At 47.2% G+C, this 23,224-nt stretch carries 20 protein-coding genes; 17 read left to right on the top strand and 3 right to left on the bottom strand.

Features of this window, described 5'->3' with window-relative positions; all coding sequences use genetic code 11:
* The first annotated feature begins 647 nt into the window (after positions 1–647).
* From L3C95_RS08490 to L3C95_RS08480, 3 genes are all read left to right on the top strand, one after another.
* On the top strand, positions 648–1,295 hold the full coding sequence (locus L3C95_RS08490) for an NAD(P)H-dependent oxidoreductase (protein WP_236386680.1): 648 nt from the start codon (positions 648–650) through the stop codon (positions 1,293–1,295).
* Positions 1,296–1,361: 66 nt separating this feature from the next.
* Complete coding sequence (locus L3C95_RS08485; RefSeq protein ID WP_236386679.1) at positions 1,362–2,129, top strand: rhomboid family intramembrane serine protease; 768 nt, start codon at positions 1,362–1,364, stop codon at positions 2,127–2,129.
* Between the two features lie 97 nt (positions 2,130–2,226).
* A complete protein-coding gene (locus L3C95_RS08480; RefSeq protein WP_236386675.1) occupies positions 2,227–3,225 on the top strand; it encodes a hypothetical protein in 999 nt (332 codons plus the stop codon).
* A gap of 180 nt (positions 3,226–3,405) precedes the next feature.
* Here the strand turns inward: L3C95_RS08480 and L3C95_RS08475 are convergent, their stop codons facing one another.
* The 3 genes from L3C95_RS08475 to L3C95_RS08465 form a co-directional block, all read right to left on the bottom strand.
* A complete protein-coding gene (locus tag L3C95_RS08475) occupies positions 3,406–5,691 on the bottom strand; it encodes a histidine kinase dimerization/phosphoacceptor domain -containing protein (protein WP_236386673.1) in 2,286 nt (761 codons plus the stop codon).
* Between the two features lie 608 nt (positions 5,692–6,299).
* Positions 6,300–6,590, bottom strand: coding sequence for a hypothetical protein (locus L3C95_RS08470; RefSeq protein ID WP_236386671.1), 291 nt, complete (start codon positions 6,588–6,590; stop codon positions 6,300–6,302).
* 204 nt (positions 6,591–6,794) lie between these two features.
* Positions 6,795–7,517 (bottom strand): hypothetical protein, encoded by a 723-nt coding sequence (locus tag L3C95_RS08465; RefSeq protein ID WP_236386670.1) that lies wholly within the window; start codon positions 7,515–7,517, stop codon positions 6,795–6,797.
* Between the two features lie 663 nt (positions 7,518–8,180).
* On the opposite strand from L3C95_RS08465, the gene L3C95_RS08460 reads away from it, so the two are divergent.
* The 14 genes from L3C95_RS08460 to L3C95_RS08395 all read left to right on the top strand — a co-directional run bounded on the left by L3C95_RS08460 (position 8,181) and on the right by L3C95_RS08395 (position 23,214).
* Positions 8,181–8,612, top strand: coding sequence for a CBS domain-containing protein (locus tag L3C95_RS08460; protein WP_236386667.1), 432 nt, complete (start codon positions 8,181–8,183; stop codon positions 8,610–8,612).
* Between the two features lie 146 nt (positions 8,613–8,758).
* Positions 8,759–9,196 carry an NADH-quinone oxidoreductase subunit A gene (locus tag L3C95_RS08455; RefSeq protein WP_236386665.1) on the top strand — a complete coding sequence of 146 codons (438 nt, stop codon included), beginning with the start codon at positions 8,759–8,761 and terminating at the stop codon, positions 9,194–9,196.
* Positions 9,177–9,815, top strand: a complete 639-nt coding sequence (gene nuoB, locus L3C95_RS08450; RefSeq protein ID WP_236386663.1) for an NADH-quinone oxidoreductase subunit NuoB — start codon at positions 9,177–9,179, stop codon at positions 9,813–9,815. The genes L3C95_RS08455 and nuoB overlap by 20 nt, the downstream gene beginning before the upstream one ends.
* A 12-nt stretch (positions 9,816–9,827) precedes the next feature.
* Positions 9,828–11,570 carry an NADH-quinone oxidoreductase subunit C/D gene (gene nuoC, locus L3C95_RS08445; protein WP_236386659.1) on the top strand — a complete coding sequence of 581 codons (1,743 nt, stop codon included), beginning with the start codon at positions 9,828–9,830 and terminating at the stop codon, positions 11,568–11,570.
* Positions 11,571–11,584: 14 nt separating this feature from the next.
* Positions 11,585–12,049: an NADH-quinone oxidoreductase subunit NuoE gene (gene nuoE, locus L3C95_RS08440; RefSeq protein ID WP_236386657.1), complete on the top strand. Its 465-nt coding sequence runs from the start codon at positions 11,585–11,587 to the stop codon at positions 12,047–12,049.
* Between the two features lie 4 nt (positions 12,050–12,053).
* Positions 12,054–13,331 (top strand): NADH-quinone oxidoreductase subunit NuoF, encoded by a 1,278-nt coding sequence (gene nuoF, locus L3C95_RS08435; protein WP_236386655.1) that lies wholly within the window; start codon positions 12,054–12,056, stop codon positions 13,329–13,331.
* A 31-nt stretch (positions 13,332–13,362) separates the two neighbouring features.
* Positions 13,363–16,071, top strand: coding sequence for an NADH-quinone oxidoreductase subunit NuoG (nuoG, locus tag L3C95_RS08430; RefSeq protein ID WP_236386652.1), 2,709 nt, complete (start codon positions 13,363–13,365; stop codon positions 16,069–16,071).
* Positions 16,068–17,024: an NADH-quinone oxidoreductase subunit NuoH gene (nuoH, locus tag L3C95_RS08425; RefSeq protein ID WP_236386650.1), complete on the top strand. Its 957-nt coding sequence runs from the start codon at positions 16,068–16,070 to the stop codon at positions 17,022–17,024. Before nuoG ends, nuoH begins: the two co-directional genes overlap by 4 nt.
* A gap of 25 nt (positions 17,025–17,049) precedes the next feature.
* The gene (gene nuoI / locus L3C95_RS08420; RefSeq protein ID WP_236386649.1) at positions 17,050–17,565 is read left to right on the top strand and encodes an NADH-quinone oxidoreductase subunit NuoI; all 516 of its coding nucleotides are present in this window, start codon (positions 17,050–17,052) and stop codon (positions 17,563–17,565) included.
* 12 nt (positions 17,566–17,577) lie between these two features.
* The gene (gene nuoJ / locus L3C95_RS08415) at positions 17,578–18,111 is read left to right on the top strand and encodes an NADH-quinone oxidoreductase subunit J (RefSeq protein ID WP_236386648.1); all 534 of its coding nucleotides are present in this window, start codon (positions 17,578–17,580) and stop codon (positions 18,109–18,111) included.
* Positions 18,111–18,419, top strand: a complete 309-nt coding sequence (gene nuoK / locus L3C95_RS08410; protein ID WP_149694548.1) for an NADH-quinone oxidoreductase subunit NuoK — start codon at positions 18,111–18,113, stop codon at positions 18,417–18,419. The genes nuoJ and nuoK overlap by 1 nt, the downstream gene beginning before the upstream one ends.
* Positions 18,420–18,426: 7 nt before the next feature.
* Positions 18,427–20,316, top strand: coding sequence for an NADH-quinone oxidoreductase subunit L (nuoL, locus tag L3C95_RS08405; RefSeq protein WP_236386647.1), 1,890 nt, complete (start codon positions 18,427–18,429; stop codon positions 20,314–20,316).
* A complete protein-coding gene (locus L3C95_RS08400; RefSeq protein WP_236386646.1) occupies positions 20,313–21,782 on the top strand; it encodes a NuoM family protein in 1,470 nt (489 codons plus the stop codon). Before nuoL ends, L3C95_RS08400 begins: the two co-directional genes overlap by 4 nt.
* Complete coding sequence (locus L3C95_RS08395; RefSeq protein WP_236386643.1) at positions 21,775–23,214, top strand: NADH-quinone oxidoreductase subunit N; 1,440 nt, start codon at positions 21,775–21,777, stop codon at positions 23,212–23,214. Before L3C95_RS08400 ends, L3C95_RS08395 begins: the two co-directional genes overlap by 8 nt.
* Positions 23,215–23,224: the final 10 nt, after the last annotated feature.

Genomic DNA, 23,224 nt, shown 5'->3' with positions numbered 1-23,224 from the left:
AACACAGGCATAAGCCATGTTACGTGCTTACATAACGTGATACTCTCTTCATGGTGGAATTTTGTATTGTCGGTATAAAGTACCGATCAATACGTCGCCGGGGCTGTAACTTTTGTAGCAAAAAATGAGAAAATTGTAGCGACAGGAACAGGACAAAACACTCAACTAATTGATTATCAAACAACATACCTTAACAACGTTCCAATGCTTACGATGGAAATAGTATCGTCGTTCGTCATTGCCATGGCGAGGCCAAATACTGTCTGAACTGGTTATGTCCTGCATGTAACTAGCATATGACTAGCATTAACCTCCGATTATCTTCCGATTTGATCGGAGGATTATCGGAAGTTAATCCTGGTCATATGCTAGTTACATGCTAGTCACATGCACACTTGAACCGATAATAAGGGACTTAAAACACAACCTTTTTTTAAACCCTGTCTATTTTATAACACCTCCCCAAACTCATATCAGCATTTTCTCTGGAATCAGATATTACGTATCGTCAAAATATATGTTGGTTCATCCTCATTTAATATATCTTCACTTTAATAAGCTGGCACGACAGGAGCTTCGATCTATATGCGATATGGCCGGGCGGTATAACTTTTAACAAAAACAGGGAGCCATTGGCACCGGATGCTATGACACATACAGGAAAAAAGATATTGATCATTAATGGTTCCCTCCGGGGAGCAGCAGGCAACTCAGGAGCACTAGCAAAACAGGCGGCACAGGTGCTGGTAAACGACCTTCAGCAGGAGGTATCCGTGTTGACGCTTACCGACCCCTTGCCGGGAATCCGGGAAGTCTATGACCTGCTGACCAGTTGCGACGGCTTTCTGGTAATAACAGGCGTATATTGGAATAACTGGAGTTCACCCCTCCAGCAGTTTATTGAAGTAACTACTGCTTTTGAAAATACGCCTGCTTTTTTCGGCAAGCCGGTTGCCTGTGCGGTGACGATGGATTCGGTGGGGGGTATCGAGGTGGCGGGAAGATTGCAGGCCGTATTTGGAGGTCTGGGTTGCTGGAGTCCACCCTGCTCAGTGATCGTATTGTCGCGAACGGGTCAGGAAGCAGTGGCTGCCTCTGCCGGTCAGGAAGATGATCCGAACGAAGATGTGTGGCGCATGGCCGACCTTTCTGCCGTGCTCCAAAACCTGGTTACAGCTGCGGGCATGCCCCGCAACAACTGGATTGCCTGGCCTCATTCAGCACTCACGATTCCCGATGGCCCCTGGCCTGGCAAGGGACCACTCGATCTGGGCTCTCCCAGATTCCTGCCGTAACCAGTACCCTGGTAATTCCGCCCATCCGATTTCGGGAACAACATTTGTACACTTACTAATAAAAACATGTTACTTCCGATAGGCGATGACAACAGGGACAGGAAGATTTTCCCGATAGTTAACTATATGCTTATTGCTATTAATATCCTGGTCTTCATCTTCCTGCAGCAGGCGGGAGCAAATCTGTACTTTACTTTTGCGTATGCCGCTGTACCGGCAGAAATACTGACAGGACGCGATATTGTTACTCCGGACCAGGTACTGATCGATCCCTATACAGGAAACTCCTTTCCTATGCCTGGCTTGCAGGTAACTGGGGTATCGGTCTTTCTAACCCTGCTTACTTCCATGTTCCTCCATGGAGGCTGGGCGCACCTGGGAGGTAATATGTTATTCCTGGTCATTTTTGGAGACAACCTGGAAAATGCCATGGGGCACAGGAATTATCTCGTCTTTTATCTGCTCTGCGGGGTGCTGGCAGGGCTCAGTCATGTCTTCACTACATTTATCCTTGGACAAGACCCACTGATCCCGGTGATGGGAGCATCAGGCGCTATCTCCGCAGTATTGGCAGGGTATATGGTATTATTTCCCCATAAAAAGGTGCATGTCTGGCTATTATTCTTCATTATTTCGGTGCCCGCGTTAATAGTTGTCGGACTCTGGTTCATATTCCAGGTGGTGAACGGACTTGGAACCTTAGGCGGACAGGAAGCAGGGGGTGTAGCATATGCTGCCCATATCGGCGGGTTTATATTCGGGCTTTTGCTGGTAAGGAAATTTGCTAAAAAGTTCCTGCTCCTCCGGTCACGGTCCTCGGGCAGATTTCGTTAAACCGCTTAACGCCCGATCGCCGTACGTATGTTTGTAGTCCTCCGAAATATTCTCTAATTTGGATGCCGATATCCCAACTTGAAATAAAAACCAAAGAATGTTCAATACCCTTAAGGATCTTGTAGGACTACGGATCGACGATGACAAAATCAAATCATTTATTGAGAACAATGGATTCAAATACCCTAAGAAACCCTTTATTTCCAATCGCAGTACCGACACCAACTATTGGGTGCAGAATAAAAAACTGGAGATCGATCTGTTATTTGAAGCGAAGACCTATCTTGACAACTATCCCCTGATCCAGGGAGATAAAAAGGGAATTTTTGTACCTGTTCTGAGCAGCGTAAGATGGTATGGCAATAAATCGAATACAGAATTCCCCCTGGAGCTGGATTTCAAGGCCAATTTTGAAACGCTTAAATTGAAACTGGGCGAGCCAACATTAAAGAGCAGTGAGATTTCCCCTATCTGGTTAAATGACGATGGAAGTGAAAGCTTCTACAGATGGAAAAAACCTTTAGACGCCGGGGGGGATATTGTCTGGGGCCTCGAGTTTACTGATGATCAAACCATCGGGTATTTTTCCCTCGGACTGAATTACGTCAAGCCTCTCTACTATTTCTATTCTGAATGGCAGTATGAGAGTTTTGAAAAGTTCCTGTCATCGAAGCGTTTTGACGACACAGCACATCTGATGTTCCTGCAGTGGGCCATAGCGCATGACCTAGTAAAAACCGATGGACATACGTCAGCCCTGGCAAAAGATATTAAAGAAGGCAAACAGCCTGTTACCGAGTGGGTACGTGCCCTTAAAAGAGGATATATCCTGGAAGATGATTTTTCCGCTGAACAGGCTTTCATTCATGCTTATCTCAAAAACCTAAGGCACGATATACTTTATACCCGTGATGTTGCATATGCCTTCTTAGAAAGCGCCGAACTAAAAGAAAACTACTTCGGAGCAGCTGCAACAAAGCAATTAAATGAGATAGCCTATAATGAAGGCAATTATCAAATAGTGAAAGCGATCATCGACAAACGGCTGGCAGAATATAAAGAGCATAAATTCAGTAAGAGTCCACAAAGCTACTAGTCAGGCAACATAGACATGTCTACAAATAATAACAATAAACCCCGGACAATCATCCCGGGGTTTGTTGCTTTCAGGAGGTCGTGATCACTGCCCGATCTGTCCCGCGCTACGCTCTACAAATCAGATCAGCATGATGGCTATTGGTAACAATTGATAGTTCGTCCTGCTTTTATCTGGATGTCAGTCAACTGCGGCAATAACGGCAGCAACATGTACATCTTTTATCCCGAATGTTAAACCGATCTGTACACCATTGTTGCTCTTAATCTCTAAATCTCCTTCCAGCTGTGTGCTTAGCAGATGAATAAGCGAAAGTCCTAAAGATCCGCTGGATGCGACATCGAAGTTTGGCGGTAAACCTACACCGTTGTCACTGATCGAGAAAAAGATCCTGCTTCCCACTACCCTTAAAATAATATCTACCTGTCCCTGTGAACTACCGGGAAAAGCGTATTTAAAAATGTTGGTAACTGCTTCATTTAAAATCAGGCCCAATGAAACGGCCTTGCCAACGTCAAGATCTACTTCGTCCATGCTCAGATTAAACCGCATACGCCTGCCCGCACCGAAACTATCTTTTAAATACTCCAGCATCTCATACATGTAACTTTTGATATTGATCAGTCCTTCATTCTCTCCCTGATATAATTTCTGGTGTACTAATGAAATGGACCTCAGGCGATGCTGGCTGTCATTTATAGCCTGGATGGCGGCTTCATTATTCAGATATTTGCTTTGCGTATTCAGTAAACTCATGGTTAGCTGCAAATTGTTCTTTACCCTGTGGTGTATTTCTTTCAGCAGGAACTCTTTTTCATTCAGCAACTTACTTTTCTCTCCAACCAATTTTTCCTGGGCTAAGTATGCAGTGCGGATTTCCGCTTTCTGCCCTTCCAATATGGCATTGGTCTTTATTTTAACTCTATAACGGTTGTACAACAGCGCTAGTAACAGTAACAGAATAACACATCCGGCAATAATGACATTTCTGACCAGTGTTTCTTTTTCTATGGTCTTTGCTTGTAGTGCACTTTGCTCTCTTAATAGCTCATTATCCTTTTCTTTATTCTGTAAATCAAACCTTGCCTGCATCTCTTCCGCCTGTTTTACCTTTTCGATAGCAAAGGCAGAATCAGCCAGTTTATTATAATGCTGTAAGTGTTTCATTGCCGACAGCAGATTTCCCGACGCTGAGTCCACTTTAAATCGCAATAAGCTAACTTCCCTGCTGGTAGTCAAATCCCAGTGCTCCGGATTGTCATCCAGTATTCTTTTCAAATAGATAGCCGCCTTTTTATACTGCTGACGCCCTAAATAAAACCGGCAGATCTTAATCAGATCAGTGTTCACATCATCCCCTGACCCTAAAATATCCGCATACTGCAGGTAATAGAACTCAGCATGATCGTAATCTTTCAGTGCCAGGTAACAATCTGCAGTAGAAAAAGAAAGGCTGATCCTGTCATGAATATCTGCTGGCGGTTGCTGCTTATTTACAAGCAATAAAAGATCAAGCGCCTCCTTCACCTGGCCGCTGATGATAAGCTGATCAGTCAGTTCGGCCAATACATGATATAATAAGGCTGAGGGATGGTTCAATTGAACAGACAGTGATTTTTTCAGGTACTCCTGATTTTTCACATGATTTTTAGCGTCTTTATAAGCTACAGCGAGGCGCCAGTAAAAAGTACCCAGCATCGCGGAATCTTTTTGCTTCTCAGCGGCCTGTATGGCCGCGATAGCATTTTCCTGCGCTTTGGCAAAATCCCCCTTCCAGTGATAGACGGCTGAAAGCAGATCATAAGTGAAATAGATCCTTTTATAGCCTAAATCTTTATATATGAGCAGTGCCTGATTTAATTCGTTTTCAGACAATTCATATTTACCCTGGTTTAAATGCACATCAGCCATCTCTTTCACTGTTTCCGCTTCCTTTAATCGATTATTTACAGACCGGAATAACTTTAAGGCCTTGTCCTGATAAGTCAGTCTGATATCGCCATCATCTTCACATTTGGCCATTTCTATCCACAGAGCGGCTTCTTGTTCCTTATAACCTGCCTTTCTACAAAAGTCAATTCCTTTTGCAAAAGCGGCCCTCCCCTTCTCCGGCTCTCCGCTGTTAAAATACATCACACCCAGGTACTCAGCTATGTCACTTTTCATCCAGTACAGGTCCTGTTGCATGATGATCCTTTCAGCCTCACCCAGGTACTTTCTGGCACTGTCCATATCCTCTTTTATACTACCAGGCTTATATTCTGTTTTAGTTCCCAGTGCGATAAGGAGCTTGGCTTTTACAGAGTCTTCCGGCTGCTGATCGATCAGGCGGAGCAGCTGCTTACTTGACAGCTTGTAAAGCTCCCAATACGTCATGTGGCGTATATCCTGGCCCAGACAATAATAGTTGGAAAGCAGGAACAGGACGGCCGTCCAATAAATGGTTAAAATTATCTTGCGACACATGCATCCTAAGTTTTGAATAAGTTTCCTGATCCTGGCATCTCTCAGGACCGGCATCATCAGCTAATTTGAATAGTATCAATATAAAATCAGACAGTCTGGGAAAGCTGTCATTCATCCCGAAAATCGGCTCTTTGTATACGATTATTGTTAATTGTACAATTCACACGACAAAATAGAGAAAAGTATATCATAATACAAAAGTGGCATGATAAAACCTTATCATGTTAAATTATACCATCTCAACATTAGTCAGGATAACTAATTATTCTACGTTACTGTAAAATGAGATCACCGAACAACAACCGCTGCCCGGAGATCTTTTTGAAAACAGTAGATGTGTTTACCCGTATAAGAGCTTACAGCGCGAAACAGAGCGCAGTAAATATCACTTCAATGATGAGAGCTATGAAGTAAAGTTTAAACAGGAAATGCTTGTAGCTAAGCTTTTCGGTATATTGGGTTGGAGAACAATTTTTATACCTGTGCTGGTTCATTGGATCTTGCTGCGTATATGGCATAAAACGCAAAAAGAGATTGGCATCCGGACCGTAGAGGGTATATCTGTGCAACAGGTTTCACCGCTGCTTCCAAGCCATTGATATCTTCATTCAGCTTCCGGCAAATGGTGTCCCGAAAATGCCTACTGCCAGCTCCGCCCAGATCAGGAAGAAAACAACAAAAAGAACTACACATAAAACCAAACGCGATTGCAGGCTCTTCGCCCTTCTCATTATTAACTCTAATAGCAGCCCGGCGCCGAATAATAAGAACCCCGCAACAATGAAATCGGACAGTGTCCATTTCACTTCGCTGGTGAACTGCATCGCGATCAATGGCACGAGCAATAGCAGTCCCGCGGTAAGTATAATACCGGCAAGTCTTTTGTTTTGTGTGATCATAGTATTGGATTTTTAAAGCGAAAAACTCATTAATAAAGCACTTTGTTATTCAAAGTAACTAAATATTTTTGAGATTAACAAATGGAGATGTTATATCCATAATGGTTTATCCGGCAGCAAAGCTGCTGGCAAAGGTTGGTTTAGATGAAATCCGCAACGGCTGACTGAGCAACGGGCCGGTTCTCTTGTTGGCTCTATAAGGATTTATTTCGAACTGAGTTCAGGCTTGAAGAAGAGTAATTCCGTCCAGCGGAATTTTACTGCACCGGCATAATCTTTCAGCCAGGTGTCAAATCCTCCGGAACCATGAGTCTCATCGAATCTTACTGATAGTGGTTTACGGTAGTCGGTAGCTAATTCTTTTAAGCCCTCCCTTAATCGTGTTACAGCAATATAACCTGGCTCTCCCGAAGAGGCCACTGAATAGACAGCGACAGATTCCTTACCGCCTTCCCATACTTTTTTCAATTTCCTGATAAGCTCCTGCACATCTGCAATCTTACCGGGATTTGCTGTTACATGGTTGATCACTATCTTGTCCGCATAGTCAGTAAGTTGTACAGTACTCAAATCTCCCTGGAAAACGTAATATCCACCCTTTGCACGACCATCGGTCAATGGCATGATATTATTGTTCCAGTCTGCCGTATGTGCGGTACTAATATCGCCCCGGCTGTTCAGTGAATCCCAGGTATTAGGCCCCTCAACGATCAGGTAGCCACCGAAGTCCGGACCGGATTCAATACTCCATACCCGCCAGCTCAGATCTCCTTTATGAAATCTCTGCGCATGGCTGGCAAGTGCTTTTTCAAACTGGACTACCTTATCATTTTTTGCAAATACGCGGTTAGTTGAAAGAACCGTTTTTGTTGTTTGTCCTGTTCCCAATAAAGGAATAAGCAGGAAAAGGAGGAAAACCTTTTTCATGGCGTATGATTTTGGTGATAAAAAAAATGGAGCAGCTACAGACAGTAGCGACAAAAGCTATGATTAACCAGCGCTTTATACACTGCTAAAGTTCGGAGCATAGAATTTCATTGCACTGCTTTGTTTCTTGCGAATTCGCGTTGCTGATAAGTGGATTTGCCCAATAGTAACAAATTGGTTATTTAATGCTTGTGCTCATTCAACAATACCTGTATACTATCCCGTCTTTCAGGTAGAAGCCTGTTGCTGTTTTGGAGTTGTTTATTAAGGAGAATCTTGTCTTAAAGGTACGCATATTTTTTGTTAATGTCCGTCGGCACTTCTGCAGTGATGGTTGTTTTTCTTTGATCTCAACATGCTTCCTCACGCCAGCAGCCTGATACACAACGCACCTCTTCGCAGCAGCAAATATATGAACAGCATGATGACTTATCAGGCGAAGCAGCAACCAAATCAACAGACTTATCCATATTAGTCGCCCTAGATATACTGACTGCTGATATATTAAACTTAATAACCCTATAGCCAGCTCCCAGAAACGGCTCGAAGGTCCCATCCAGACGCCGTTTATCAGTCTTCTGAATTTAAAATCCACATTTAAAGTTGTTTTTATTCAAAAAAAGCCTAACTTAATAGTAAAGTCACTTCCTTAAATTCTTTGTTATGGATACTGTTAGAAATATCCTGCAAATAAAAGGAAACATGGTCTACACGATCTGCACCACCTGCACCGTGTACGAAGCACTGGAAGTACTCGAAGAAAAAAATTTAGGCGCACTGGTAGTAGTGGACGAAAGTGGACAACTGATAGGAATATTCACAGAACGGGATTACGCACGCAAAGTCATCCTGAAAGGACGCTCCTCCAAAGAAACACTAGTCAGGGACATTATGACCGATAGTCCGGTATTTGTTACACCTGATACAGAAGTAGAATACTGCATGCAATTGATGACGAATAAGTTCATCCGCCATCTCCCCGTTATCGAAAACAATCAACTGACCGGCCTTATCTCCATCGGTGACATTCTGAAATATGTCATCAGCAACAAGGACTTCATTATTCAGAATCTTGAACATTACATCATTAGCTAAGTACTAAGTACGTTAGACTGTCTGTACCACTTCTGCGCTTTCGTTAGTCAGGTATACGGTATGTCAAATCGGATTAAGGACCATCTTTCTTTTTTATTAAAAGAAGAGGGTACCCCTGTATTCCTCTTCCGGGAAAATTTTACGTTATGGGAAACGAAACACAAGGTATTCCCTTATGGCCTCTATTGCTCTATTCCAGCCTGGTAGTCATATTACTTGCTGCTATCCTTTCATTGTCCTATATACTTGGACAACGTCACAATGACCGCGCCACCAACAGGCCCTATGAAGGTGGTATAGAACAGACAGGTTCTGCACGCATTCGTTTCTCTGTACAATTTTATCTGGTCGCCATGTTGTTCGTCATCTTCGACGTGGAGGCCGTTTTCATCATGCTATGGGCCCTTGGCTTCTATGACCTTGGTTGGCCCGGTTACATCGGCGTTGCTCTTTTTATTGCGCAACTCGTAGTCGTATTGATATACGAATGGGGTATCGGCGCTCTCAACATAGGAGCTGACGCAAAGAAAATATTAAAAGCCCTCAAACAAAAACAGAAACAAAATGAAATGGTGGCTAAGTAAAGCAGGCGATCAGTCGGGCCATATCTCGGGAAACGGCAGCATGGAAGAAGCTGTCAGCAGAAGTATTATGCTCACCACCGTCCAGGACCTCCTGGCATGGGGACGCAAAAATTCCATGTGGCCATTCCACTTCGGTTTAAGTTGCTGTTTCGTTGAAATGGCTACCAGCATTACCAGTAAATACGACGTTGCAAGATTCGGTGCTGAAGTGATCCGCGGCACTCCCCGCGAAGCAGACGTCATGGTGATCGCCGGTACCGTTTTCATCAAAATGGTTCCTATTATCAAACGGCTGCATGAACAGATGATGGAGCCCCGCTGGGTCATTTCTATGGGCAGCTGCGCCAATAGCGGCGGCATGTATGATATATACAGCGTCGTCCAGGGCGTAGATAAATTCCTGCCCGTTGATGTATATGTGCCCGGTTGTCCTCCGAGACCTGACGCCTTCATGCAGGGACTCACACTGCTCGCAGATGCAGTAGGTAAGGAAGCCCGCCCCCTCAGCTGGACCATCGGTGAGCAGGGAGTAATAAAACCACACATGCTTTCAATGAAAGAAAGCAGACGTGATATACGTACTAACATGACCTCCTTCCGAGGAATCGACGAAATATAAAACCGGATAAATATGCTGGAGACGGAACATTTAATATACGGACAACTGATACAACGCTTCGGCCCCGATACATTTCAACAACAGATAACCGCCGATGGAATACTTACGCTATGGACCAGTAAGAGAAGTATTCTATCCGTTATCGGATACCTGAAATCAAATCACTTTCTGTTCCTGTACGATCTATGTGGGATAGACGAACGGGACAGGGCCGGCAAAGAGAAACTACCTGTTGCTGATTTTACCGTTGTTTATCACCTGTTCTCTTTCAAACATAATGAGTTCATTCGCATCAAGGTAGCACTGGCAGGCGAATACCCAACCCTCCCTTCTATCACTACCATCTTTCAAAATGCCAACTGGTATGAACGCGAAATATATGACATGTTCGGCATCCGCTTCGAAGGCCATCCTCATCTGAAACGCCTGCTGATGCCCCTCACCTGGGAAGGCCATCCCCTCCGTAAAGAATACCCCGCCAGAGCAACAGAAATGGGCCCCTTTCGCCTGTGGGACGAAAAACAGGACAGGGAACAGGAAGCCCTGCGCTTCAAACCGGAAGAATGGGGTATGCAATCACAAAGCGACGACTCCGATTTCATGTTCCTGAACATAGGTCCGCAGCACCCCGGTACCCACGGCGTACTGCGCATCATCCTCCAACTGGACGGTGAAGAGATCGTAGACGCTGTGCCCGAGATCGGCTTTCATCACCGCGGTGCGGAGAAGATGGGCGAACGCCAGAGCTGGCACACTTATATCCCGTATACTGACCGCGTGGATTACCTCGGAGGAGTAATGAACAACCTCGCCTATCTGCTGGCAGTTGAAGAAATGGCGGGCATCAAAGTGCCCGAGAAAGTGAAAGTGATCAGGGTGATGCTGTGCGAACTATTCCGCATTAACAGCCACCTGGTATGGTTCGGCACATTTGCTCAGGACCTCGGACAACTGTCTCCCGTATTCTACATGTTCACTCAAAGGGAAAAGATCTTCGACATTATCGAGGCCATCTGCGGCGACCGCATGCACCCTAACTGGTTCCGCATTGGTGGCGTGGCGCAGGATCTTCCGGTAGGATGGGAAAAACTGGTACGTGAGTTCGTAGACAACTTCCCTAAGCAACTAAAGGAATATAACGACATGGTGCTACGGAATAGCCTCATAAAAGCCCGTACTAAAGGCATCGGTGTCTATACATTGGAAGAGGCTATCGAATGGGGGGTGACGGGGCCGGGATTGAGGGCCTGCGGATTCGAATGGGACTTCCGCAAAAAAAGGCCCTACTCCGGTTACGAAATGTTCGATTTCGATATCCCCATTGCCCAGAATGGCGACTGTTATGACCGCTCTGTTGTAAGAGTGGAAGAAATGAGACAAAGCCTCCGCATCGTCGAACAATGCCTTAACAATATGCCCGAAGGAAGCTATAAGGCAGACCACCCACTCACCACTCCCCCCATTAAAAAACATACCATGCAGGACATAGAAACCCTCATCAATCACTTCCTGAATGTGAGCTGGGGGCCCGTTATCCCTCCGGGAGAAGCGATGAGCTGCGTGGAAGCTACAAAGGGAGCTAACAGTTATTACCTCGTGAGCGACGGTAACACATCATCTTACCGTACGCGCATACGCACTCCGTCGTTTGCGCATATGCAGATGGTACCCTACATCAGTAAAGGTTATACAGTGGCAGACCTGCTTTCTATCCTGGGAAGCGTGGATTATGTACTGGCAGATATAGACAGATAGTGAAATCATTTTTTATGCTTACAGCAACAGAAAAACAAGCAATAGATCACGAAATAAGCCTGGTGCCTTACAAAAAGGCATCCGTCATCGAGGCATTGAAAATAGTACAGCAGCACCGTGGATGGATCAGTGACGAAAGTGTGGATGCCATTGCAGACTATCTGGAAATAAGTCCGGCGGAAGTAGACAGCGTAGCTACTTTCTATAATCTCATCTTCCGCAGACCGGTGGGCCGGCATGTTATCCTGTTGTGCGACAGCATCTCCTGTTATGTAATGGGCTATCGCGCCTTACATAAAGCCCTTGAAGAAAAGCTGCATATCCGCATGGGAGAAACAAGCACCGATCAACGGTTTACTTTGCTGCCCAACGTCTGCCTGGGCTGCTGTGACCATGCGCCTGCCCTGATGATAGACAAAGACCTGTATAGTGATGTGGAACCTGCCATGCTGGATGAAATCTTAAAAAAATATACTTAATAAAATGGAACGCCCGCTTACCAGAAACATTCATCCGGATCGCCCGCCGCTCAACCTGAAAGAATATGAAATGACGGGCGGATATGCTGCCGTGCGCAAGGTATGTGGTGGTGGAATGTCCCCAGCTGCATTGCAAAAGCTGGTACAGGACAGTAATCTCAAAGGACGCGGTGGCGCCGGCTTTAATACCGGCATCAAATGGAGCCTTGTCCCCATGGGTGACCAGGCCCCTCATCCCAAGTATCTTATTGCCAATGCAGACGAAATGGAGCCCGGTACGTTCAAAGACCGGGTGTTGCTGGAAGGCAATCCGCATCAGCTCATAGAAGGCATGATCCTGGCCGCTTACGCTATCCAGGCGGAGGTCTCTTATGTGTTCCTGCGCTGGGCGTATCACAAGGCTGCAGACCTTATCCGGAAAAGTATCCATGAAGCATATGAGGCAGGCTACCTTGGCAAGAATATTCTGGGAAGTGGTTTCCACCTGGACATGCACCTGCATACAGGCGTAGGCCGCTATATGTGCGGAGAAGAAACTGCATTGCTGAATGCACTGGAAGGGAAACGCGCCACACCAAGGGCAAAACCGCCCTTCCCCCAGATCAGTGGCCTGTTTGGTAAACCCACTATTGTCAATAATGTAGAAACCCTTTGCTGTGTTCCTCATATTGTCAACAATGGCGCTGACTGGTTCAAAGGTCTCAGCTACAGCGAAGACGGTGGCACCAAACTATATGGCGTAAGTGGTAAAGTAAAAAGGCCCGGTGCATGGGAATTGCCTATGGGTGTTACTATGCGTGAGCTGATAGAAGAACATGCCGGCGGTATGAAAAATGGCGTGCAGCTGAAAGGCGTATTACCGGGTGGTGCTTCCACAGACTTTCTCACCACGCAGCACCTGGATATTAAAATGGATTATAAGTCTGTGGCAGCGGCAGGCAGCCGTTTAGGTACAGGCACCATGATCGTGATGGATAGCGGGACCTGTCCTGTCGGATTCGTGCACAACCTCCAGCATTTCTTTGCACAGGAAAGCTGCGGATGGTGTACTCCCTGCCGGGAAGGCCTGCCCTGGGTGGAAAAGATCCTGCTCTCTCTCGAAAAAGGAGATGGCACACCGCAAGATCTCGACCTGCTGAACATGCACGCACAATTCCTTGGCCCTGGTAATACATTCTGCGCATTGGCGCCCGGAGCGATGGAACCATTGCAGAGTGCATTGAAATATTTCCGTGATGATTTCGAAAAACATATTGAACATAAGAAATGTCCGTATGACTAAGGAAGCATAGTTATATAAATATATCGTCAACATGCCTACAATTTATATTGATAACAAACCCTTCGATGTAAAGACAGGTAAGAACCTGCTGGAAGCCTGTCTGAACCTGGGAATTGATCTGCCCTATTTCTGCTGGCATCCTGCCATGGGAAGCGTTGGCGCATGCCGCCAGTGTGCAATAAAAGTCTTTAAAGATGAAGAAGATACACGTGGCCGCCTGGTCATGAGTTGTATGGAAGGTGTAAAAGACGGAATGCGCATTTCTGTAAATGATGAAACAGCCAAAGCGTTTCGCTCGCAGGTCGTGGAATGGCTGATGACCAATCACCCGCACGACTGCCCCGTATGCGATGAAGGTGGCTGCTGCCACCTGCAGGATATGACTGTTATGACAGGACATAACTACCGGCACTATCATTTCAAAAAACGCACCTATCCCAATCAATACCTGGGCCCTCTCATTAATCATGAAATGAACCGCTGTATCCAGTGTTACCGCTGTGTACGTTTCTACCACGATTATGCAGGAGGAAAAGATCTTAACGTTTTTGCAGCACACAACCACGTTTATTTCGGCAGGGAAAAAGATGGTGTACTGGAAAGTCCCTTCAGCGGTAATCTTGTGGAGGTATGCCCTACAGGGGTTTTTACCGACAAGACTTTAAAAGAACATTATACCCGCAAATGGGACCTCACCAATGCACCTTCCGTTTGCCAGCATTGCAGCCTTGGCTGTAACACGATTGCCGGCGAACGTTACGGACAACTGCGTAATATCGTCAACAGATATAACCATGAAGTGAACGGCTATTTCCTGTGCGACAAAGGACGCTTCGGATATGAATTCGTCAACAGTGAAAACCGCATCACACAGCCTCTCATCCGTAATCAACCCGTAGAAGCAGCCGGACATGATACAGTGCTACAGTATGTACGGTCATTGGTGGCCGGACATAACCTGATCGGCATCGGCTCTCCGAGAGCTTCTCTTGAAAGCAATTACGCCCTTCTTGAACTGGTAGGCAAGGAAAACTTCTACCAGGGCGTACCCGATGACCTGGTATATGTCGAACAGAAAATAATAGATATCCTGCAATCAGGTTGTATCCATACTCCTTCTCTGAAAGAGATCGAACAATCAGATGCAGTGCTGGTATTAGGTGAAGATATCTGGAATACGGCGCCCATCATGGCGCTGGCTGTTCGCCAGTCAGTCATGAAAACGGCTGCCACGCATACCACCGAACAACTGCCTATTCCTACCTGGCATGACGCAGCCATCAGGGAGCTGGTGCAGGAGGATAAAGGCTTCCTGGCCAACATCACCATGCTGCCCTCACCGCTTGACGAGATATCCTCTTCTTCCATGAAGGCCACACCGGACGACATGGCAAGACTGGGCTTTGCAATAGCGCATATACTGAATCCTTCACTGCCCGAAGTACGTAATGCGGGAGAAGCACTGCTAGCTACCGCCAACACGATCAGTAAAGCACTGCAACAGGCAAAACACCCTGTGATCATTACGGGTACTTCCTGTTGGAACAATGCCCTGATCAGGGCCGCATTTGACATTGCCGCAGCGCTGGACATCAACGAAAAGAAAGCCGGGCTGGCATTTGTCATGCAGGACTGCAACAGCATGGGCCTCGCTATGATGCGTGCATCATCTTTTGACAGAGCCGTAACACATGTGCAACGCACTACCAACGTTACGGCTATCATCCTGGAAAATGATCTTTACCGTAGTATTCCGGCGGCCAAAGCAGATGCATTCTTCAGCAAGTGTAAACATATCGTCGTGCTCGATACATTGCACAATCGCACTACAGAGAAAGCGCATGTGCTGATCCCGGCCGCTACATTCGCTGAGGCAGATGGTACTTTCGTGAACAACGAAGCCCGCGCGCAACGCAGCAGCCAGGTATTCATGCCGGCCAACAGTGAGATCAGGGAAAGCTTTAAGTGGCTGGCAGACATCAAATCGTTAGTGATGACTTCTTCCAACGGTCATGGAAAGCACATGGAGGATCTCCTGCATGGATTAGAGATCAAATTCCCACAGTTTGCAGGTGTATCCAGGGTAGCACCGCCACACGACTTTCGCGTACATGGCGCCCGTATTCCACGCGAATCACACCGCTATAGCGGTCGTACGGCCATGCTGGCCAATCTGACCGTAAGCGAACCTAAACCGCTGCAGGACGACGATTCATCGCTGTCATATACGATGGAAGGATACAGAGGCTTGCCGCCTTCTCCCCTTATTCCTTTCTTTTGGGCGCCGGGGTGGAACTCCAATCAGTCGGTCACCAAGTACCAGGAAGAAGCCGGTGGTGCGCTGAAAGGAGGAGATCCGGGTATACGGCTGTTTGAGCAGACCACCACCCCTCCTGTGTTCTCAAAAGACATCCCTGATGCATTTACGCCCCGGGCAGGCAAGTGGATGCTGCTACCACAGTATCACATGTTTGGCTCCGGCGAACTAAGTGTATATACAAAAGGGATCGCCTCACTTTCTCCGGAACCTTATGTCTCATTGTCCAGGCGCGATGCTGAACAGGCCCAGTTGAAGAATGGGGACACTGTTGCCATAAAGACCAATGGTTCAACGTACACACTCCCGCTCTCTATAAATGAATCATTGCCCGATGGCATTATGCTGGCGCCGGCAGGGCTAACAGGTATGGAAGCACTCAGCTGGGGTGCATGGGTAAACCTCTCAACTGTAATCGTATGACTGTAATGCAACACATCTGGATCGTTTTAGGTGTACTCTTCGTATTCCTGAATATTGCCGCAGGGCTCATATGGGTTGAACGCAGGCTGCTGGCCTTGTGGCAGGACAGATTAGGACCCAACCGCGCAGGACCACTGGGTCTTTTCATTGTGCTGGCAGATACATTGAAGCTCTTCTTCAAAGAAGACTGGATCCCGCCGTTCGCCGATAAATGGGTATTTATCCTTGCCCCTGCTATCGTAGTGGCCAGTGTACTGATGGGCCTTGCCATCATTCCTTTTGCACCCGGCATTGTGGTAGCCGATCTGAATGTTGGCCTGATGTTCTTCCTCGCCATGTCATCGTTGGGCGTATATAGCATTGTACTGGGAGGATGGGCTTCCAACAACAAATACTCCCTCTTGGGTGCATTACGTGGCGCTTCTCAGATGATCGCTTACGAAGTGTTTATGGGCCTCTCCCTGATGGGTGTGGTGATGCTGAGCAAGTCTTTCAACCTGACGGAGATCGTAGCCGCACAGCAGGACCTGTGGTTTGTTGTTACGCAGCCCGTTGGTTTTGTTGTTTTCTTTATTGCGGGCCTTGCAGAGACCCATCGCCTGCCCTTTGATATCCCTGAAGCAGAGAGTGAGCTGATAGCAGGTTTCCACTCGGAATATTCCGGGATGAAATTCGGGATGTTCTTCATTGGCGAATACCTGGGAATATCATTGATCTCTGCAATGACCGTCACGCTGTTCTTTGGCGGATGGCTGGGACCTGCATTCCTGCCGCCGGTAGTATGGTTCTTCCTGAAAACATTTTTCTTCATAGGGCTTTTCATCCTGCTGCGTGCATCACTGCCACGCCCCCGTTATGATCAGCTGATGGGCTATGGCTGGAAACTGCTGTTGCCGCTGGTATTGCTCAATCTCTTAGTTACCGGTGCAATTGCACTCTGGCTCAGATCTTAAATGAGATAACATAAAACTTATAACAATGATTAGTCACCTGCGTACAATGTGGTTGGTATTCCGGCACCTCTTTCATAAGAAGGTCACTATACAATACCCGGAACAAAAAGCGCCCTTGTATCCGCGATGGAGAGGACGTATTGTGCTTACAAAAGATCCTGATGGCGGTGAACGCTGTGTAGGTTGTTACCTGTGTGCCGCTGCATGCCCGGTAGATTGTATTGCGCTGCAGGCTACAGAAAACGAGGAAGGCCGCAGATACCCTGAATTCTTCCGCATCAATTTTTCCCGTTGCATCTTCTGCGGATACTGTGAAGAAGCATGCCCTACATACGCTATTCAGCTGATCCCTGATTTTGAGATGGCCGAATACAATCGTCAGGACCTGGTGTACGAAAAAGAAGATCTGCTGATCGACAGCCAGGGAAAATATCCCGGTTATAACTTCTATAATGTGGCTGGTCTGGATGCAGGTGTGAAAGAAAAAGGTAAGGGGCAGGACGAAGAAGCCCCTGTAGATATCAAAAGCTTATTACCCTGAAAATCTAAGGATATGTCTCTGGTCTTCTATATATCGTCATTCATTGCGATCCTGTCTACCATTATGGTGATCACACGCTACCAACCAATCCATGCGCTGTTGTACCTGGTCGTATCTTTCCTGGCGCTGGCAGTTACATTCCTTTCACTGGGAGCTCCCTTTGCAGCGGCATTGCAGGTGATTGTTTACGCAGGCGCCATTGTGGTGCTCTTCATTTTTGTGGTGATGATGCTTAACCTTGGCAAGCAAACCGCCCAACAGGAGAAAGAGTGGCTGCAATTGCGGGCATGGCTTGGCCCATCTATATTATCGCTGGTGTTGCTGGCAGAAATGGCTGTGTTGCTGTTACAGGATAAACCTACCCCCATGCCGGCTGCTGTCGTTACAGCAAAGCAGGTATCCTTATCGCTGTACGGTGAATACATCATTGCTGTGGAGCTGGTGGGTTTTCTGCTAATGACGGGTATTGTAGGAGCAGCACATATCGGTAAGCACAAGAAAAAGAACCTGCACAGGTTCCTTCAAACATATCCAAACCTGAACTGATGTCAATTGTTCACGCACACACGGTCTTAATAGTCGCTGCAATCCTGTTTGTATTGGGACTGGCAGGCGTACTCACAAGAAAGAACATCATTTTTATGCTGCTCTCTATCGAGATCATGCTCAATGCCGCAGGACTGGCCTTTGTAGCTGCCGGCTCCAGGTGGCAGCAGCCGGACGGACAGGTCATGTACCTGTTCATACTGGCCATGGCAGCAGCAGAAGTGTCTGTTGCACTGGCGCTGGTATTACAGATCCAGCACCAGCATAAAACATTGGATGTTGAAGAACTCAAAGAACTAAAAGATTAAGTTTTATATGGAACAGTACCTGTATCTGATACCTACCCTGCCGCTACTGGGTTTCCTGGTGTTATCAATGGCGGGGAAACACCTGTCCCGTAACTTCATTGCGGGCATCGGGGCCGGTAGTATCTGCATTTCCGCCATCATTGCACTCATCATCAGTGCAGGCTTCCTGCAATCGCCTCCCGAGAGTGGAGCTTACACACAGGTGTTATGGCACTGGTTCCTTACCGGTCACTTGTCGGCAGATATCAGCCTGCGCATCGATGCATTGTCGCTTGTCTTCATTTGCGTCATTACGTTCATAGGAGCCCTGATCCATATTTACTCCGTTGCATTCATGCGTCACGACCGGGATTATGCCCGCTTCTTCGCCAGCATGAACCTCTTCGTTTGCGCCATGCTGACGCTGGTGATGGCCGACAACCTCGTATTGATGTACCTGGGATGGGAAGGCGTGGGATTGTGCAGTTACCTGCTCATCGGCTTCTGGTATGAAACACCGGGCAATTACCGGGCAGCCAATAAAGCCTTTGTGATCACCCGTATTGGCGATACCGCGATGATCATTGGTCTGTTTCTGCTATTTAGAGAGCTGGGCACATTATACATCCCAGATATCCTGGCAAAGGCTCCTCAGCAATTCAGCAGCGGTTCTACTACTATTACACTGATCGCATTATTACTCCTGTCGGGCGGAATCGGTAAATCTGCACAGCTGCCCCTTCAGACATGGCTGCCCGATGCAATGGCAGGCCCCTCGCCCGTGAGTGCATTGATCCATGCAGCCACCATGGTAACAGCAGGCGTTTATCTCATAGCAAGAATGCATACGCTGTTCGAACTCTCACCCACTGCTATGCAGATCACTGCCATTATAGGAGCCGTAACACTATTCATTGCAGGCTGCAGCGCTATGGTGCAGACAGATATTAAGAGAGTACTTGCCTACTCCACCATCAGCCAGATCGGGTATATGTTCCTGGCACTGGGTGTAGGCGCCTGGAGTGCAGCGATCTTCCATTTCTTCACACATGCTTTCTTCAAAGCCCTGCTATTCCTTGCTGCAGGAGCAGTTATTGAAACCCTACACCACGAACACGACATCTTTAAAATGGGAGGCCTGAGAAAGAAAATGCCTGTTATCTTTTATACGTTTACAATAGGCGCAGCTGCACTGGCCGCATTGCCCCTGGTCACTGCCGGCTTCTTTAGTAAAGACCAGATCCTCTGGTATGCATGGAGTGCCAATGGTGGTCACCCGGTACTCTGGACATTAGCCCTGCTGGGTGCGTTCATTACCGCATTTTATTCCACGAGGCTGATACTGGTCGTTTTCTGGGGAGATATGAAAACAACACCGGGACATCTTCCGGCACGTGCCATGACCGTTCCGCTGGTCATACTGGCATTCTTCTCTATAGCAGTAGGCTGGATAGAATGGCCGCATAATCTCTTACACGTTTCTGTGTTCTCGGAAATAGTCCAGCAGGCATTGCCCGCTACCGCACTGAAAAGCAACCTGCCACCTGAAATAGTATTCCAGCTGATTGCCGTGGGTGTTTCTCTTCTCGGCATCTATACCGGTTATGTGTTATACTACGGACAAAGCGAACTGCTCTTGCGATGGAAGCAATCTGACGGTCTGATGAATGTGCGGCATTTCCTGTTTAAAGGATGGAAGTTCGATCAGCTGTATGACATACTGCTGGTAAAGCCTTTCCTCTTCATTACCGGTATTAATAAATCTGATGTATCCGATAAACTATATACAGCCATCGCTAATGCCAACCTGCATCTCAACAGGCTGTTCTCCGTATCGCAGAATGGCTCCTTGCGATGGTATGTAACTGGTGTGCTGGTAGGTATCCTGTTCATCATCACCTTACAAATACTGTTATGATACTGATATGGATGATATGCATTTTACTGGCAGGAGGCATAGTAAGCTGGCTGGCAGCGCGAAGATCACCCCTGCTGGCAAAATGGATTGCCCTGCTTACAGTCACTGCCGATCTGCTGATCGCATGCTGGCTCTTTAGCGTCTATAAAGCTTTCCCGGACAATACTTCCTGGTATATCAATTATCAGGCAGACTGGATACCTGCATTGGGTATCAGTTTCCACGTGGCCATGGATGGATTCAGCCATGTATTGCTGCTGCTGACCTTTTTCCTGGGCATCCTGGCTGTGCTCTGTTCATGGAAAGAGATTAAAGAAAAAACCGGCTTCTATTTCTTCAACCTGTTATGGACACTGGCAGGTATCAGTGGTGTATTCATCGCCATGGACCTGATACTGTTCTATTTCTGCTGGGAAGTGATGCTGATACCGATGTATTTCCTGATCATCTTATGGGGTGATGCACGCCGCCGTTATGCCGGTTACAAGTTCTTTATTTTTACGCAGGTAGGCAGCCTCTTCATGCTGTTGTCTATACTGGCCTTATATTTTATTCACGGCGACCAGACAGGCAGATATACTTTCGATTATTTCAGCCTGTTGCAAACCGCAACAGATCCTGCTATAGCAAAATGGCTCATGCTGGGCTTTCTCATCGCGTTTGCTATTAAACTACCGGTAGTGCCTTTCCATAACTGGCTGCCGGATGCACATGGAGAAGCGCCGACGGCGGGTAGCCTTGTACTGGCCGGCTTGTTACTGAAGACAGGCGCCTATGGCATCATCCGTTTTGTGCTACCACTTTTCCCCGAAAGTGCTGTAGCTATTGCCCCTGTAATGATCCTATTTGGCGTGGCCGGCATTATCTATGGCGCACTGCTGGCCTTTTCGCAAACCGATCTCAAACGCCTGATCGCATATACCTCTGTGAGTCATATGGGCTTTGTACTGGTAGGCGTCTTCTCTTTCAGCACCATTGCTATGCAGGGCGTCGTGATGCAGATCCTGACCCATGGTCTAAGTACAGGGGCCCTTTTCGTAATGGCGGGCATGCTGAAGGAAAGATTACATACGAGGGATATTGACCGGATGGGGGGCCTGTGGACCTCCATGCCGGCAATGGGAGGCATAGCGATATTGTTTACAATGGCATCCGCTGGTTTGCCTGCACTGGGCAATTTCATTGCTGAATTCTTCATCCTGCTGGGAACATTTGGCAGTCATCCGGCATTCAGCATCATTGCCACCCTCGGACTGATCCTGTCTGCCGTATATTCTCTGCGTATGCTGCAGAAAGTATTCATGGGACAGCAGCATTTTACAGAGCCTGTAAAAGAGATCAGCGCCAGGGAACTGGTTATTATGGCTGCCCTGAGTATCAGTATTGTGGTACTCGGATTATTCCCGCAGCCTGTCATCGATACCGTGCAACATTTATCTACTATTCATCCGTCACTCCATGAATGAGCTACAACTATCAGCCCTGCTTCCTTTCATTGTACTGGCAATGGCCTCCGTCGTTGTCATATTGCTGATCGCTTTCCGCTTAAGCCATACTGTTATCCAGGTGGTAGGTTTCCTGATGATGTGCCTGGTTGTCTTTGCCACCTGGTATGTCAGAGATACACTTCCCCAGGAAATACCCCCCCTCTTTATTGTAGATGGGCAGGCAGCGGTATTTACAGGCCTGATCATATTTTGCGTGCTGGTGATCGGGTTGTTTTCCTATATCTATTTTGAGGAACGGGAAGAGAACCCCAAAGAGTATTACATACTCCTGTTCCTTGCTACGCTGGGCGCAGCCATCCTGACCATCAGCCAGCATTTCATTTCCCTGTTCATAGGACTGGAATTACTGAGCGTAAGCTTATATGCACTGATTGCCTACCTGCGCAACAGGAACAATGCGGTGGAAGCCGGCATGAAATACCTTGTACTGGCAGCGCTTTCTTCCGCATTTCTCTTATTCGGGATGGCGCTTATTTACATGGAAACCGGCAGTATGAAATTTTCCGGTATTGCGGAGCAGCTGGCAACGGTAGGGTCATCTCCCCTATTCCTGATGGGACTTGGCACCATCATCGTTGCTGTGGGCTTTAAACTGGCGCTGGTGCCATTCCATCTGTGGGCGGCAGACGTTTATCAGGGTTCGCCCTCTCCTGTCACTGCCTTCATCGCTACTATTTCGAAGATAGGCACATTTGCAGTGTTGCTCCGCTTTGCACAGAGTATTCACCTGCAGGAGTATCCGCTGGTGGTTACTATTTTTTCTGTCATTGCCATTGCGTCTATGGTGACGGGTAATATACTGGCCTTACAACAGCGTAACCTGAAGCGCCTGCTGGCCTATTCGTCTATTGCCCATTTCGGCTACCTGCTTGTAGCATTTCTGCCAGGGAACAATGCTGGCACCGAAGCCGCCATCTTCTATCTGACTGCTTATTCCATTACCTTATTATCAGCCTTTGGCGTGATCATTCTCTTGTCATCCAGGCACCATGAAGCAGAAGAGCTGCATACATATGATGGGCTGATCTGGAAGAGACCTATCATCGCAACTGTATTGGCCATCTCCCTGTTATCTCTGGCAGGCATCCCGCTAACTGCGGGTTTTCTGGCGAAGTTCTTTGTACTGTCAGCCGGTGTACATCAATCTGTCTGGCTACCGTTGATCGTGCTGGTGCTGACCAGTGTAATCGGTCTGTATTACTATCTGCGGGTCATTAATGCGCTGTTCTCTACAACTGTATCGGCAGAAGCGATACCAAAGCCGGTCCATCCTTTCTTCCATGTATCCACCTACATCACATTAGTGATCATGGCCGGACTGATATGCTGGTTAGGAATATTTCCCAATCTGACACTGGAGGGCATACGGGATTTTCTGATGCTACATTAGCATCAAATAG

Origin of the sequence: Chitinophaga filiformis, from assembly GCF_021646545.1 — a bacterium.
GTDB lineage: Bacteria > Bacteroidota > Bacteroidia > Chitinophagales > Chitinophagaceae > Chitinophaga > Chitinophaga filiformis_A.
The sequence above is the reverse complement of the archived record's forward strand: the minus strand, read 5'-3'. Positions and strand labels throughout refer to the sequence as shown.

Coding starts and splice junctions, on each gene's coding strand:
- L3C95_RS08490 (WP_236386680.1), top strand. CDS start 648: ATGACACATACAGGAAAAAAGATATTGATCATTAATGGTTCCCTCCGG.
- L3C95_RS08485 (WP_236386679.1), top strand. CDS start 1,362: ATGTTACTTCCGATAGGCGATGACAACAGGGACAGGAAGATTTTCCCG.
- L3C95_RS08480 (WP_236386675.1), top strand. CDS start 2,227: ATGTTCAATACCCTTAAGGATCTTGTAGGACTACGGATCGACGATGAC.
- L3C95_RS08475 (WP_236386673.1), bottom strand. CDS start 5,691: ATGTGTCGCAAGATAATTTTAACCATTTATTGGACGGCCGTCCTGTTC.
- L3C95_RS08470 (WP_236386671.1), bottom strand. CDS start 6,590: ATGATCACACAAAACAAAAGACTTGCCGGTATTATACTTACCGCGGGA.
- L3C95_RS08465 (WP_236386670.1), bottom strand. CDS start 7,517: ATGAAAAAGGTTTTCCTCCTTTTCCTGCTTATTCCTTTATTGGGAACA.
- L3C95_RS08460 (WP_236386667.1), top strand. CDS start 8,181: ATGGATACTGTTAGAAATATCCTGCAAATAAAAGGAAACATGGTCTAC.
- L3C95_RS08455 (WP_236386665.1), top strand. CDS start 8,759: ATGGGAAACGAAACACAAGGTATTCCCTTATGGCCTCTATTGCTCTAT.
- nuoB (WP_236386663.1), top strand. CDS start 9,177: ATGAAATGGTGGCTAAGTAAAGCAGGCGATCAGTCGGGCCATATCTCG.
- nuoC (WP_236386659.1), top strand. CDS start 9,828: ATGCTGGAGACGGAACATTTAATATACGGACAACTGATACAACGCTTC.
- nuoE (WP_236386657.1), top strand. CDS start 11,585: ATGCTTACAGCAACAGAAAAACAAGCAATAGATCACGAAATAAGCCTG.
- nuoF (WP_236386655.1), top strand. CDS start 12,054: ATGGAACGCCCGCTTACCAGAAACATTCATCCGGATCGCCCGCCGCTC.
- nuoG (WP_236386652.1), top strand. CDS start 13,363: ATGCCTACAATTTATATTGATAACAAACCCTTCGATGTAAAGACAGGT.
- nuoH (WP_236386650.1), top strand. CDS start 16,068: ATGACTGTAATGCAACACATCTGGATCGTTTTAGGTGTACTCTTCGTA.
- nuoI (WP_236386649.1), top strand. CDS start 17,050: ATGATTAGTCACCTGCGTACAATGTGGTTGGTATTCCGGCACCTCTTT.
- nuoJ (WP_236386648.1), top strand. CDS start 17,578: ATGTCTCTGGTCTTCTATATATCGTCATTCATTGCGATCCTGTCTACC.
- nuoK (WP_149694548.1), top strand. CDS start 18,111: ATGTCAATTGTTCACGCACACACGGTCTTAATAGTCGCTGCAATCCTG.
- nuoL (WP_236386647.1), top strand. CDS start 18,427: ATGGAACAGTACCTGTATCTGATACCTACCCTGCCGCTACTGGGTTTC.
- L3C95_RS08400 (WP_236386646.1), top strand. CDS start 20,313: ATGATACTGATATGGATGATATGCATTTTACTGGCAGGAGGCATAGTA.
- L3C95_RS08395 (WP_236386643.1), top strand. CDS start 21,775: ATGAATGAGCTACAACTATCAGCCCTGCTTCCTTTCATTGTACTGGCA.